We start from the raw sequence: 14,131 nt of genomic DNA on the forward strand, positions 1-14,131 counted from the left end.
GCGTCCATGCGTGCGATCGCCGCCGCCGCGCGGCTCGACGGCGACGTGCGCCTGGCACTCGGCGCCACCGGCGAGCACACCCTCGCGAGCGGACTGGCGAGGGTGTCGCGGGCGTGGGCGCTGGCCCAGCGCCACGGCCTGCCGCTCGCCGACGTCCTCGACGCGGTCGGCCGCGACCTCGAGCAACGCGCGCGGTTCGCCCGCCAGGTCCTCGCCCGGATGGCCGGTCCGCGCACGAGCGCCGCCGTCCTCGGCCTGCTGCCCGCGCTCGGCGTCGTGCTCGGCGAGGCGATCGGCGCCCAGCCGCTGCGCATGCTCACCGGACCCGGCCAGCCGCTGCTCGCGCTCGGCGTCGGCCTGCTGTGCGCGGGCGTCCTCTGGTGCGACCGGCTCACCGGCCAGGTGGTGCCGCGATGAACCCGACGAGCCTGCTGCTGCTGGCCGCGGCGATACCACTCTGGTCCCGCGCGCGGCTGCCGCGCACTCGCCTCGCCCGGCTCGGCGGCCGGCAACGTGGCCGTTGGCGCCCGGGCGCCAAGGCGCAGCGCTCGGCGCTCGCGGGCGCGCTGGGTGTGCTGGCCGCGGCGTTGACCGGCTGGCCGCACGGCCTGGTCGTCGGCACGCTGGTGACGGCCGCGGCATGGTGGCTGACCCGTCGGCTCACCCGAGTCGACCACCGCCGGCCGGACCCGCTCGGCATGGCCGCGACCTGGGACCTCCTCGCCGCGTGCCTGCGTGCCGGGCTGCCGGTGCCCGCCGCCGTCACGGCGATCGCCGGCGACCTGCCGGACGATGCCGGCCGCGCCCTGAAGGCGACCGCCGACCTGCTCGCGATGGGGGCCGACCCCGTCGACGCCTGGGCGCCGGCCATGAGCTGCCCGCACACCGCGGTCCTGGCCCGCGGCGCCAGGCACACCGCTCGCTCCGGCACCGCACTCGCCGACGTTGTCGGCTCCCTCGCCACCGCGGTCCGCGACTCCGCGGGCGACGCCGCCGAGGCCCGGGCACAGCGGGCCGGCGTGCTGATCGCCGCACCGCTCGGCGTCTGCTTCTTACCCGCGTTCATCTGCCTCGGCATCGCGCCCGTGGTGGCTGGCCTCGCCGGCCGGCTCTCGATCTGACCACACACCGATATAAGGAGGTTGACCGATGTTTCCGCACCCGACCCGGTTGCCGATCCGGCCCCGCCGGGAGTTCCTGCTCGCCGATGACGGCATGACCACCGTCGAGTACTGCGTCGGCCTGATCGCCGCCGCCGCGCTCGCGGTCGTCCTCTACGGCATCGTCACCGGCGACGACGTGCTCAACGCGATCACGTCGATCATCCAGCGCTCGCTCTCGGTGAAGATCTGATGTCCGCGACCAGACGCGCTCGTCGAAAACCCGACCGGGACGCCGGGACGGTCACCGTCGAGGCCGCGGTCGCACTCGGTGCATTCGTCACGGTGCTCGCACTCGCGCTGGGCGCCATCTCGGCGGCCATCGACCAGCTGAGATGCATCGATGCGGCCCGGGAGGCGGCCCGCCTGGTCGCCCGGGGCGAGGTCGACCGTGCCCGGGTGGTGGCCATCGAAATCGCTCCCAGCAGCGCGAACGTCGCGATCACGAGGCGCGGCGACGACACCATCCAGGTCGACGTCCGCGCGACGCCGGTCAACGGCCTGCTGCCCGGCCTCCAGCTGCACGGCGTTGCCCATGCGATCGCCGAACCGGGGTCCACGGAGGACAGTTCGTGAGCGAGCAACAACGAGCACGACCGCCGAACGAGCACGATCGCGGTGCGGCGACGGTGTGGACGGCCGGTGCCATCGCGGCTCTCCTGGTGGTGACCACATTGGTCGTCTGGCTCGGCGCGGCGGCCGCCACCCGGCACCGCGCGGCGAGTGCCGCCGACCTCGCCGCGTTGGCCGCTGCCGGCGTCGCGGTCGAGGGACAAGGCGTGGCCTGCGGAAAGGCCCGCTGGGTCACCGACCGGATGCGCGTCGAGCTCCACCGCTGCCGGCTGAACGGCTCCCGCGCGCTCGTCGAAGTGGTCGCGCAGCCGCCCGGCGTGCTGGCGGGGTTCGGTCCGGCGGAAGCTCGCGCACGCGCCGGACCGGTGGTCGAGGCCGGTGACGCAAGTCGAACGGTCGTCTTCGGACGGTGAGCGGTGTCACCAGTGGCCGAGGGGCCCCGTTAACCGGCTCACACCGCTTTAGCCGTGCCGATCCCGTTATTCGTTCACCGTGCCACAACGACCAGTTGTCGACTGCAAGTTTCGTTTGGGGGTGGACGTGTCGTTTAGTGATTCAGGGCACCTCGCGGCGATGCGAGCGCCCGACCTACAAGGAGGCAAGCACCCGAGATGTTGGACATGGCATGGTCGGATAGCTGGCGGCGGGCCTTCCGCGTCGAGCTGCGTGCACAGGCCATCGGCCTCGCGTGGCGCGGATGGTCGGTGCTGCCGGGCACCTATCCGGCTGGCTCGCACTGGGCGGGCCGCGACGACGACGAACACACCGGCCCGCGCCCCGTCCACACGGACTGGCAGGACCGCATCGGCTCCGCGCCGGAGCAGGTCGCCACATGGTGGACCGGCCACCCCTACAGCCTCCTGCTCGCGACCGGCGTGCAGCTGGACGCCATCGAGGTACCCGGTCACCTGGGCCGGGGCGCCGCCCGAGTGCTGCGCGGCATCGGTCTCCCCGTGCCGATCATGGCCACCCCGGACGACCGTTGGACGTTCCTGGTCAACTCCGGCCACGAGCTGGAGCGGCCGCTCGCCGAGCACGGCGATGTGGTCCTGCACGCCGCGGGCAGCTATGTCGCCCTGCCGCCGACCCCGGTGCAGCACGGTGTCGTCCACTGGCGGGTTCGCCCGGAGGTCTGCGGCTGGCAGATGCCGGAGTCGAGCACCGTGCAGGAGGCGCTCCTCGACGCACTGGCCGCCGAGTCGACGCACGCCCGGTCCGCCGGCCTCGTCGTCACCGCGGACTGACGTAGGGGATGAGTGGGATGCGCTCAGCAGTACCCGTGAACCACGCTTCGCCGGGAGCACCCTCCCGGCACGCCCGCGGTGGGCGTTCCGCAGAGATGCCGCTCCACCGCGACCAACCCGTCCCGCTGACCGGCACCGCTCCCGCAACCAGGTGGCCGGCGCAGGGACGGGGAGCATGCCGGGCGCCCGCAAGAGGAGTCGATCTCCCGCGGCGTGGCCAGCATCGGGCAGTTGGCGAGACCTGGCCCCAGGGTTGCCGTCATGCGGAGGTCACCGCCTCCCAAGTACCTCCGCGTACGACGGACGCCCCGCCGCTGCCCGACTGATCGCGCACCGACCCGAGCGGTAGAGACCGCTCCTCGCGTGCCCGGCGTAACGCAACGCGCCGGGGTGCCGGATCTCCGGCCCCCGGCGCGTTGCTATTTCTCCCGCGAAGCCAGCTGGTCAGGCGGCGGTCTCGCCCTTCTTGGTGACCAGGATCCGCAGCAGCGCGTCGAGCACCGCCACCGCGCCCTGCTTGTCGAGCGGCTCGTTTCCGTTGCCGCACTTGGGGGACTGCACGCACGAGGGGCAGCCGGCCGGGCACTCGCACGCCGCGATCGCGTCGCGGGTCGCCGTCAGCCAGGGGATCAGGGCGGCGTGTCCCCGGTCGGCGAAGCCCGCGCCGCCGGGGTGTCCGTCGTGGACGAAGACCGTGGCCTCGCCGGTGTCGGGGTGCAGCGCGGTCGATACGCCGCCGATGTCCCAGCGGTCACACGTCGCGAACAGTGGGAGCAGCCCGATCGCCGCGTGCTCGGCCGCGTGCAGGGCGCCCGGCACGTGTCGGTGCGGCACGCCCGCCTCCGCCAGCAAGGCCTCGCTGAGGGTGTACCAGACGGCTCGCGTGTGGAGGGTCTGCTCCGGCAGGTCCAGCGGGATCTGGTCCAGCACCTGGCCCGATGGCAGCCGGCGCAGGTAGCCGACCACGTGGGAGGTCACCGCCACCTCGCCCAGCCCCACGGACACCGCGCCGCCACCGTGCACCTGACGTTCCACCGTGGACAGCACGGAGATGTCGACCTGCTCCCGCGGCGTCGTCGACCACTCCGGGTCCTCGCGGTGCACCATCGCCAGGCCGTCCTCGAGCTCCAGCTCGTCGACCACATAGGACGTTCCCTGATGCAGGTACACCGCGCCCGGATGCACGGTCGCGCACGCCGAGCCCGGGTTCACGGTGCCCAGCAGCCGCCCCGAGTCCGACTCCACCACCGCGATCTGCTCGCCGCCCGACCCGCGGATGTCGACCGACGCCTGCGGGCGCTCGCGCGACGTCCAGTACCAGCCCGTCGGCCGCCGACGCAGCACGCCATCGGCGACCAGGTCGTCGACCACCCGGCGCGCGACCGCGCCGCCGAAGGTCGACAGGCACGCGTCGGCCAGTGGCAGCTCGGACGCCGCGCAGGCGAGCTGCGGCGCGAGCACGTACGGGTTCGTCGGGTCGATCACCGTCGCCTCGACCGGCTTGTCCAACATCGCGGTCGGATTGTGCACCAGGTAGGTGTCCAGCGGGTTGTCCTGCGCCACGAACACCACGAGCGACCCGTCCCCGGCCCGTCCGGCGCGGCCCGCCTGCTGCCAGAAGGACGCGAGCGTCCCCGGGTACCCGGCCACCACGACCGCGTCGAGGCCGGCGATGTCCACGCCGAGCTCGAGCGCGTTGGTGCTCGCCACGCCGAGCAGCGAGCCCGACGCGAAGTCCTTCTCCAGCGCGCGCCTCTCCTCCGGCAGGAACCCGGCCCGGTACGCCGCCACCCGGGCCGGCAGCGAGGAGTCCACTTCGGACAGCGCGTGCCGGGCAGACAGGGCCGTCAGCTCCGCGCCGCGCCGGGACCGGACGAACGCCAGCGTTCGCGCGCCCTCCACGACGAGGTCCGTGAGGATCCGCGCGGTCTCCGCGCCCGCCGACCGTCGCACCGGCGCGCCGTTCTCGCCCTGGTAGGCGTCGAGCAGCGGCGGCTCCCAGAGCGCCACCGTGCGCGCCCCCCGCGGCGAGCGGTCCGCCGTCACCGCCTCGCAGGGCACGCCCGCCAGCAGCGATGCCGACTCCGCCGGGTCCGACACCGTGGCCGAGGCCAGCATGAACACCGGGTCCGTGCCGTAGCGCCGCGCCACCCGCCGCAGCCGGCGCAGCAGCAGTGCGACATGCGAGCCGAACACCCCGCGGTAGCCGTGACACTCGTCCACGACGACGAACGCCAGCCGGCGGAAGAACTGCGCCCACTTCGCGTGCGCGGGGAGGATCCCGCGATGCAGCATGTCCGGGTTCGTGAAGATCCAGCGCGAGTGCGCCCGCGCCCAGTCCCGCTCCGGCAGGGGAGTGTCGCCGTCGAACGACGCCGCCCGGACCTCCGGCACGTCCAGTGCGGCGACCGACCGCAGCTGGTCCGCGCCGAGCGCCTTGGTGGGCGACAGGTACAGCGCCGTCGCGCGCCGGTCCTCGGCCAGCGCCGAGAGCACCGGCACCTGGTAGGCGAGGGACTTCCCGGAGGCCGTCCCCGTGGCGATGACGACATTCCGTCCCTCGCGGGCGTGGGTGGCCGCCTCGACCTGGTGTGCCCACGGGGCGACGACCCCGCACCGCTCGAACGCGCCCCGCAGCGAGCCGGAAACCCAGTCGGGCCACGGCACCGAAGTGGCCGCGCGTTCGGGCAGCTCGCGCACGTGCCGCAGCGGGCTCTCCCCGGTCGGCACGCCGGCGAGCACACGATCGAGCAGCCGGCGCCCACGCTCCGCGGCTGGCTGCGTACCCACCGAACGAGCTTCGCACATCCCACCGACAAGAAAGCGACCCCGCCCCGCCCCGAGCGCAGCGACCTTTCCCGCGAGCACGCGCGTGCAGAACCCAAGAACGACAGCCCCCACCCTCTCCGGGGGCACCCCGTCATCCAGTCTACCGGCGCATACCGACGAAAACGGCTGGTCGGCGTTCGCTGTGGACAACTCGCCCCACTGTGGACAGCTGGGTCTGACAGGCGGGCTGGATCGATTCCCTGAACCGATCATGACGGGGCCGGGAACGAGGCTGCCAACGAGGCCGAAAGCGCAGTTGGCGGGACGCCCCGCCAGCGGTGTGAGTCCTACCAATAGACTCCGCCGTCGTCCCATCAATACCTGGTGGCGCACACACTCCCGATCAGACCTGATCAGGGGTGAAGCCGTGGCCCGGTCAGGCCGCCCGGTGTATCGCGCCCAGATCAGGCAGAAGTACCTGGAGGACCGGATGTCCTGGCACTACCTAGCGGAAGGCCCGCCGCTGACCGGCGGTGACCGCGGCATAGTCGTCGTGGTAGCCGTGATCGCTCTCGCTGCCCTCGCCGTTGGCTACGTGCTGCTGAAGGAGGTGCTGGCCGCCGGCCAGGGCACCTCGAAGATGCAGGACATCGCCAAGGCGGTGCAGGAAGGCGCCGGTGCGTACCTGAAGCGGCAGCGGAACACGCTGCTGGTCTTCGGCAGCATCGTGTTCGTCGTGCTGTTCTTCCTCCCCGCCGAGGGTTGGGGAGAGCGGATCGGGCGCTCACTCTTCTTCCTCGTCGGCGCGGTGTTCTCGTTCTCGATCGGCTATCTCGGGATGTGGCTGGCCACGCAGGCGAACCTGCGCGTCGCCGCGGCGTCCCGCGAGAAGGCCGGCCGTGAGATCGCGATGCGCGTCGCGTTCCGTACCGGTGGCGTGGTCGGCATGTCGACCGTCGGCCTCGGCCTCTTCGGCGCGGCGGTCGTCGTGCTCGTCTACGCGGGCGACGCGCCCAAGGTGCTCGAGGGCTTCGGCTTCGGCGCCGCGCTGATCGCGATGTTCATGCGTGTCGGCGGCGGCATCTTCACCAAGGCCGCCGACGTGGGCGCGGACCTGGTCGGCAAGGTCGAGAAGGGCATCCCCGAGGACGACCCGCGCAACGCCGCCACCATCGCCGACAACGTCGGCGACAACGTGGGTGACTGCGCCGGCATGGCCGCGGACCTGTTCGAGTCCTACGCGGTGACCCTCGTCGCCGCCCTGATCCTCGGCTCCACTGCGTTCGGTTCGCAGGGGCTGCTGTTCCCGCTGATCGTGCCGGCCCTCGGGGTCATCACCGCGGTCATCGGCGTCTACATCACCCGTGCCCGCGTCGGCGAGAGCGGCCTCACCGCGATCAACCGGTCCTTCTACATCTCCGCGCTGATCTCCGCGATCCTGTGCACCGCGGCGGCGTTCATCTTCCTACCGACCTCGTTCTCCGAGCTCACCGACGCCGCGCAGACCGACATCAGCGGCAGCCCGGCGCTCATCGCCGCCGTCGCCGTGCTCATCGGCATCGTGCTCGCCGGCATCATCCTGTGGCTCACCGGCTACTACACCGGCACCGAGTACAAGCCGGTCAAGGACGTCGGCCGGTCCTCGCTCACCGGCGCGGCCACCGTGATCCTCTCCGGCATCTCGGTCGGCTTCGAGTCGGCGGTCTACACCGCGCTCGTCATCGGCGGCGCCGTCTACGGCGCGTTCCTGCTGTCCGGCTCGCTGTTCGTGGCGCTGTTCGCGATCGCCCTCGCCGGCTGTGGCCTGCTGACCACCGTCGGCGTGATCGTGGCCATGGACACCTTCGGCCCGGTCTCCGACAACGCGCAGGGCATCGCCGAGATGTCCGGTGACGTCGAGGGCGAGGGTGCGGGCATCCTCACCGAGCTGGACGCGGTGGGCAACACCACCAAGGCGATCACCAAGGGCATCGCGATCGCGACCGCCGTGCTCGCGGCGACCGCGCTGTTCGGCTCGTACCTGACCGCGATCACCGATGCGCTCATCGAGGCCGGCGCCAGCCTGGACCTCAACGACTTCATCGTGTTCAGCCCGGACGTGCTCGTCGGCATCGCCATCGGTGCCGCGGTCGTGTTCATGTTCTCCGGGCTCGCGGTCAACGCCGTGTCCCGGGCCGCCGGCGCGGTCGTGTTCGAGGTACGCCGCCAGTTCCACGAGAACCCCGGCATCATGGACGGCACCGTCCGCCCGGAGTACGGCCGCGTCGTGGACATCTGCACCCGCGACTCGCTGCGCGAGCTCGCCACGCCGGGCCTGATGGCCGTGCTGGCCCCGATCGCCGTCGGCTTCGGCCTCGGCGTCGGCCCGCTGGCGGGCTACCTCGCCGGCGCCATCGCCACCGGCACGCTGATGGCGGTCTTCCTGGCCAACTCCGGTGGCGCGTGGGACAACGCCAAGAAGCTGGTCGAGGACGGCAACCACGGCGGCAAGGGCTCCGAGGCCCACGCGGCCACGGTCATCGGCGACACGGTCGGCGACCCGTTCAAGGACACCGCCGGCCCGGCGATCAACCCGCTGATCAAGGTCATGAACCTGGTCTCGCTGCTGATCGCTCCCGCCGTCGTCGCCTTCTCGGTCGGCGAGGACGAGAACACCGGCGTGCGGGTCACCATCGCCATCGTCGCGACGCTGCTGATCGCCGGTGCGATCTTCGTGTCCAAGCGGCGCGGCACCGCGATCGCGGACAACCCCGCGGACCGCACCGACGCCGAGGCGCCGGCGGTCACCAACGGCGCGTCCTGACCGCGTAGCACCCCGGAACGGGCCCACCACGACACAGTGGTGGGCCCGTTCCGGTTTCCAAGCATCGAACGGGTGTTCTATCCTCGGCAGGGTGGCGCAGCTGTCGTTCTACTCGGCCGAGGCGAACTCACCCGCTCGCGGCGACCTCGCCGGCCTGCTCTGCGGACCCGGCCGACTGGTGAGCTTCGGCGGCGTCACCGCGCGCCTCTCGATCCCCGTCGACGAGACCTGGCGCGGTCGCGCGCTCAGAGCGGCGCTCGGCGAGCGCGGGGTCGACGCCACGCTCTACTCGACCGCGGACGGGCTGCTGCTGCGCACCGCCTTCCGCCGCGACCTGACCCCGCTGGCGGCCGCGTGGACCGCCGGTGAGGACAAGACATGCCCGGCCGGGCTGACCCTCGCCGGCGGGTCGTTGCGACTCTGGGTGCTCGCCGCCGGCAGCTGGATCGACGGCAGCTACCTACTCGGGCTCGACCCACTCGCCCCCGACACGCACGAGCCGCTGACCGCCGCGGTAACTTTCTGTGGCCTACCAGCGAACCCGTACCGAACCGAGGACGGCACTCCTGGCCTGCGCATATCCGGCCGCCGGCGACTCGCCAGGCTCGCCGAGCTCGTCGGCCGGCCACCCTCCGCAGCCGCCGAGAGCCACTGGCCGGCGGGATCCCGCGTGCGGTGGACGGCCTGAGCGTGCTACCCAGGTAAAGGGGCATACCGCCACCGTCAAGTGTGCCGCGAGGCACCTGGGGGTAGGTATCACGGTGAGCAACGTGCACACTGTCGAGCTGAGAGTGAGCTCGACAAGAGAGCGGGACAAGCGTGGCAGGCACTACCAAGACGAACAAGAGCGGGTCGACCAACGGGTCTGAGCCGCGGCGGCTGGTGATCGTCGAGTCGCCGGCCAAGGCGCGCAAGATCGCCTCGTACCTCGGCCGGAACTTCGTCGTGGAGTCATCCCGTGGCCACATCCGGGACCTGCCGCGCAAGGCGGCCGAGGTGCCCGCCAAGTACAAGGGCGAGTCCTGGTCCAACCTCGGCGTCAACGTCGACAAGGACTTCGAGCCCATCTACATCGTCACGCCGGACAAGAAGTCCACCGTCACCGAGCTCAAGGAAGCCCTCAAGACCGTCGACGAGCTCTACCTCGCGACAGACGGCGACCGCGAGGGCGAGGCCATCGCGTGGCACCTGCTGGAGGCGCTCAAGCCCACGGTGCCGGTGAGCCGGATGGTCTTCCACGAGATCACCGAGTCGGCCATCCGCGCCGCCGCGGAGAACACCCGCCCCCTCGACCAGGACCTCGTCGACGCCCAGGAGACCCGGCGCATCCTCGACCGGCTGTACGGCTACGAGGTCAGCCCGGTGCTGTGGAAGAAGATCACCCGCGGGCTGTCCGCCGGTCGCGTGCAGTCGGTGGCCACCCGGATCGTGGTGGACCGCGAGCGCGAGCGGATGAAGTTCGTCCCCGCGTCGTACTGGGACATCTCCGCCAAGCTCGACGCGGGCGAGGACGCCGACCCGCGCAACTTCGGTGCCCGGCTGCTGTCGGTCGACGGCACCCGCCTGGCCACCGGCCGCGACTTCGGCCAGGACGGCCAGCTCAAGGCCACCGCGCAGGTGCTGCGCCTGGACGAGACCGAGGCCCGTCGCCTCGCCGACGCGCTGACCGGCGCCGCGCTCGCGGTCTCCAGCGTCGAGGAGAAGCCCTACACGCGGCGCCCGTACGCGCCGTTCATGACCTCCACGCTGCAGCAGGAGGCCGGCCGCAAGCTCCGGTTCTCGGCGGAGCGGGCGATGCGGGTCGCGCAACGCCTGTACGAGAACGGCTACATCACCTACATGCGGACCGACTCCACGACGCTGTCCGAGACGGCGATCGCGGCGGCCCGGTCGCAGGCCCGCGAGCTGTACGGCGACGCCTACGTCTCCCCGCAGCCGCGCCAGTACACCCGCAAGGTCAAGAACGCCCAGGAGGCGCACGAGGCGATCCGCCCGGCCGGCGAGGTGTTCCGCACCCCCGGCCAGGTCGCCGGCGAGCTCGAGACCGACGAGTTCCGCCTCTACGAGCTGATCTGGCAGCGCACGGTCGCCTCGCAGATGGCCGACGCCCGCGGCACCACGATGAGCGTGCGGATCACCGGCACCGCGGCCAGCGGCGAGGAGTGCACCTTCGCCGCGTCCGGCCGCACGATCACGTTCGCCGGCTTCCTGCGCGCCTACGTCGAGGCCGTCGACACCGAGGCGGGCGGCGAGGCCGACGACGCCGAGCGCCGGCTGCCGCAGCTCACCAAGGGCCAGGGCGTGACGGCCACCGAGCTCAACCCGGACGGCCACACCACGAGCCCGCCGCCGCGCTACACCGAGGCAAGCCTGGTGAAGACCCTCGAGGAGCTGGGCATCGGCCGGCCGTCGACCTACGCGTCGATCATCAACACCATCCAGGACCGCGGCTACGTGTGGAAGAAAGGCTCCGCGCTCGTGCCGTCCTGGATCGCGTTCTCCGTGGTCGGCCTGCTGGAGCGGCACTTCGGCCGGCTGGTGGACTACGACTTCACCGCCGCCATGGAGGACGAGCTCGACCGCATCGCGTCCGGCGAGCAGCAGCGCACGCAGTGGCTCACCGGGTTCTACTTCGGCGGCGAGATCGGCAAGGAGGGCTCGGTCGGTCGCTCGGGCGGGCTCAAGAAACTCGTGGGCTCCGGGGTCGACACCATCGACGCGCGGGAGATCAACTCCATCCCGCTGTTCGCCGACGAGACCGGCCGCGCCGTGGTCGTGCGGGTCGGCCGGTACGGCCCCTACCTCGAGCGCGACGGCGACGGCCCCGATCCCAGCGGCAACCCGCAGCGGGCCAACCTGCCCGAGGACATGCCGCCGGACGAGCTGACCGTCGAGATCGCCGAGAAGCTGTTCGCCACCCCGGTCGAGGGCCGCACGCTCGGCACGGACCCGGTGACCGGTCACGAGATCGTCGCCAAGGAGGGCCGCTTCGGGCCCTACGTCACGGAGATCCTCCCCGAGCCCGCGGAGAACGGCACCAGCAAGGCCAAGAAGCCCAAGCCGCGCACCGGCTCGCTGTTCAAGTCGATGGCCATCGAGTCGATGACGCTCGACGACGCGCTCAAGCTGCTGTCGCTGCCGCGCGTGGTCGGCAACGACCCGAACAGCGGCGAGGAGATCACCGCGCAGAACGGCCGCTACGGCCCGTACCTGAAGAAGGGCACCGACTCCCGGTCGCTGGGCAAGGAGGAGGACATCTTCTCGGTCACCATCGACGAGGCGCTCAAGCTCTACGCCGAGCCAAAGCGCCGTGGCCGGCAGGCCGCCGCGTCCGCGCCGCCGCTCAAGGAGCTCGGCAACGACCCGGTGTCCGGCAAGCCGATGGTGGTCAAGGACGGCCGGTTCGGCCCGTACGTCACCGACGGCGAGTTCAACGCGTCCCTGCGCAAGGCGGACAGCGTCGAGACGCTGTCCGACGAGCGCGCGGCCGAGCTGCTCGCCGAGAAGCGCGCGAAGGGCCCGGCGCCCAAGCGGACCACGACCCGCCGCAAGGCGCCCGCGAAGAAGGCCACGGCCAGGTCCAAGTCCTGACTTGGCTACGGTCCTCGCGTGAGTGAAGATCCCGCCGCCCAGCTGGACCCGCCCCGAGAGGTCGACAGCGACCGCGCCCGCCTCGAGGCGGCCCTGCGCCACCGCGGGCTGCCGCTCGTCGTCCGGCACGACCGGCGCGGCTCGGCGATCCTGCGGCGTGCCGCACCCGCGCTGACCTTCCTGCTGATCAACGACCCGCTGTCGACGCTGCTCGCCCGGTCGCTCACGGTGGACCCGGCGGAGCTCACCCGCCGGCTGAACAACACCGCGTGGGTCTTCGGGCTCCTCGCGATCACCGTGGCCGCGCTCGTCGTCCCCGTCCTCGCGGGGTGGGGCGTGTCGCGCTGGATGCGCTCGCTTGACCGGCCCGGCCGGCTGGTCCTCGCCGGAACGGTGCTGGTGCTGGTCGTGCCCGTGCTGCCGGTGGTGGAGTGGGCGGCCGGGCTGCGCTCGCCGCTGGGGCTGAGCCTCGCGATCAACGGCGGTCTCACGCTGTTCGTGCTCGCGGGCGTGTACGCCGGTGCCGGGTCGATCCTCGCGTGGGCGTTGCGGCGCGCGTTCAACCAGCTCGGCAAGGTCGGTGCGATGGCGACCCAGGCGTTGCCGCTGCTGGTCCTGGTCGTGCTGTTCGCGTTCTTCTCCACCGAGATGTGGCAGATCGCCGACGCGCTGCCGCGCAAGCAGCTGTGGCTCGTGGTGGCGTCGCTGTCGGCGCTCTCGGTGCTGTTCATGATCGCGACGCTGCGCGACGAGCTGCGCGGGATGGTCGACGAGGCGAGCTCGGCCTCGCTGCCCGCCCTGCCGGCCAGGCTCGCGGACCTGGCCGTCGAGAGCGGACCCGACGCCGTGCGGCTGAGCCGCCGCGAGCGCGCGAACCTGATGCTCGTGCTGTTCCTCGCGCAGGCGCTGCAGATCGCGCTGCTCGCCGTGCTGGTGTTCTGCCTGTTCATCGGGCTGGGCGAGCTCGCGGTCGAGGACGAGGTGATCATCTCGTGGCTCGGCAAGGAGGCGTTCGAGCAGACCGGCACGCTGTTCGGCGTCCACCTGCTGCTGCCGAACGCGCTGGTACAGCTGGCCATCTTCCTGGCTGCCTTCTCCGGGCTGTACTTCACCGCTTCCACGGCCACGGACCCGTTGTACCGCAAGGCTTTCTTCGAGCCGTTGATCGCCGAGGTGCGCGTCAGCCTCGCCGTTCGGCAGGCGTATCTCGCCCGGCACGCCGATGGGCCGTAACCTGGTACACGGAGTGACGAACAGGTAGCTCGAAGGAGTTGGCATGACGAACGACGGAACCCAGGACCCGGTTCCGCCGCCGGTGCTGTCCGATCCGGTCGCCGGCCTGGTGACCGGGATTGGCTACGAGCCCGTACCGCTGCGAGTACGGGTCACCGAGCCGCCGCTGCCGGACATCTCCGCCGTGCGCGAGGCGATGGCCGCGGTGTTGGACGAGGACTCCGAGCTGGACCTCAACGCGATGACACCGATGGTGGACTACTTCGGCGCGTCGGCCGGCGAGACCCCGGCCCAGGCAGCGCCACCCGCCGCACCGGCGCCGGTGGCTCAGGTGCCGGTCTCGCAGGTGCCCACCCAGGCCGCGGCGGAGCCGGCCCAGGCGCCGGTTTCCTCGCTGCCCGCCAGGGTGCCGACGCGTGGCGGCGTCACCCGAGTGACGCCGCCCACCATCCCGGCCCAGCGCGCCGTCCCCTCGCCCCGGACGCTGAACGTGATCACGTCGGGTGAGCGGTCGCGGCGGATCCGGCTGCCGGCCGGGCTCATGCGCCGGGGGCCGAAGCCGCCACCGGGATCCCCGAACCATTCGTCGACCGGCAGTGTGACACTCATCATGGTGTTACTCCTGGTGATGGTTGTGCTCGGGATCGTGGTCTTGGCGAGCTTCATCGACACGATCGCGTCCGTATTCGGCTGACACGCCGTACCCCGGACGGGCGTCGCGTCCGTCCACCCACTACGGTCCGAGCCATCCGAACATG

Annotated in this window: 12 protein-coding genes; 11 read left to right on the top strand and 1 reads right to left on the bottom strand. The window is 71.9% G+C overall.

Features of this window, described 5'->3' with window-relative positions; all coding sequences use genetic code 11:
- The 6 genes from ACRDSK_RS09435 to ACRDSK_RS09460 all read left to right on the top strand — a co-directional run.
- On the top strand, positions 1-417 hold a 417-nt coding region (locus ACRDSK_RS09435; protein ID WP_431439614.1), incomplete at its 5' end, for a type II secretion system F family protein.
- Positions 414-1,121 carry a type II secretion system F family protein gene (locus ACRDSK_RS09440; protein ID WP_431439615.1) on the top strand — a complete coding sequence of 236 codons (708 nt, stop codon included), beginning with the start codon at positions 414-416 and terminating at the stop codon, positions 1,119-1,121. The genes ACRDSK_RS09435 and ACRDSK_RS09440, both read left to right, overlap by 4 nt.
- 28 nt (positions 1,122-1,149) lie before the next feature.
- The gene (locus ACRDSK_RS09445) at positions 1,150-1,353 is read left to right on the top strand and encodes a DUF4244 domain-containing protein (protein WP_431439616.1); all 204 of its coding nucleotides are present in this window, start codon (positions 1,150-1,152) and stop codon (positions 1,351-1,353) included.
- On the top strand, positions 1,353-1,736 hold the full coding sequence (locus tag ACRDSK_RS09450; RefSeq protein ID WP_431439617.1) for a TadE family type IV pilus minor pilin: 384 nt from the start codon (positions 1,353-1,355) through the stop codon (positions 1,734-1,736). Before ACRDSK_RS09445 ends, ACRDSK_RS09450 begins: the two co-directional genes overlap by 1 nt.
- Positions 1,733-2,146: an Rv3654c family TadE-like protein gene (locus tag ACRDSK_RS09455; protein WP_431439618.1), complete on the top strand. Its 414-nt coding sequence runs from the start codon at positions 1,733-1,735 to the stop codon at positions 2,144-2,146. Before ACRDSK_RS09450 ends, ACRDSK_RS09455 begins: the two co-directional genes overlap by 4 nt.
- A 207-nt stretch (positions 2,147-2,353) precedes the next feature.
- Positions 2,354-2,977, top strand: a complete 624-nt coding sequence (locus tag ACRDSK_RS09460; RefSeq protein ID WP_431439619.1) for a bifunctional DNA primase/polymerase — start codon at positions 2,354-2,356, stop codon at positions 2,975-2,977.
- Positions 2,978-3,421: 444 nt separating this feature from the next.
- Here the strand turns inward: ACRDSK_RS09460 and ACRDSK_RS09465 are convergent, their stop codons facing one another.
- Positions 3,422-5,785: a DEAD/DEAH box helicase gene (locus ACRDSK_RS09465; protein ID WP_431439620.1), complete on the bottom strand. Its 2,364-nt coding sequence runs from the start codon at positions 5,783-5,785 to the stop codon at positions 3,422-3,424.
- A gap of 451 nt (positions 5,786-6,236) precedes the next feature.
- Here ACRDSK_RS09465 and ACRDSK_RS09470 point away from each other — a divergent pair, with 451 nt between their 5' ends.
- From ACRDSK_RS09470 to ACRDSK_RS09490, 5 genes are all read left to right on the top strand, one after another.
- A complete protein-coding gene (locus ACRDSK_RS09470; RefSeq protein WP_431439645.1) occupies positions 6,237-8,549 on the top strand; it encodes a sodium-translocating pyrophosphatase in 2,313 nt (770 codons plus the stop codon).
- Between the two features lie 91 nt (positions 8,550-8,640).
- Entirely contained in the window at positions 8,641-9,237 is a 597-nt protein-coding gene (locus ACRDSK_RS09475) for a hypothetical protein (protein WP_431439621.1), read from the top strand.
- Between the two features lie 131 nt (positions 9,238-9,368).
- Positions 9,369-12,140, top strand: a complete 2,772-nt coding sequence (gene topA, locus ACRDSK_RS09480; protein WP_431439622.1) for a type I DNA topoisomerase — start codon at positions 9,369-9,371, stop codon at positions 12,138-12,140.
- 18 nt (positions 12,141-12,158) lie between these two features.
- A complete protein-coding gene (locus tag ACRDSK_RS09485) occupies positions 12,159-13,373 on the top strand; it encodes a hypothetical protein (RefSeq protein ID WP_431439623.1) in 1,215 nt (404 codons plus the stop codon).
- A 43-nt stretch (positions 13,374-13,416) separates the two neighbouring features.
- Positions 13,417-14,067 (top strand): hypothetical protein, encoded by a 651-nt coding sequence (locus ACRDSK_RS09490; protein ID WP_431439624.1) that lies wholly within the window; start codon positions 13,417-13,419, stop codon positions 14,065-14,067.
- Positions 14,068-14,131 lie beyond the last annotated feature (64 nt).

This window comes from Actinophytocola sp. (genome assembly GCF_050699915.1).
In the GTDB taxonomy this organism is placed as follows: domain Bacteria; phylum Actinomycetota; class Actinomycetes; order Mycobacteriales; family Pseudonocardiaceae; genus Actinophytocola.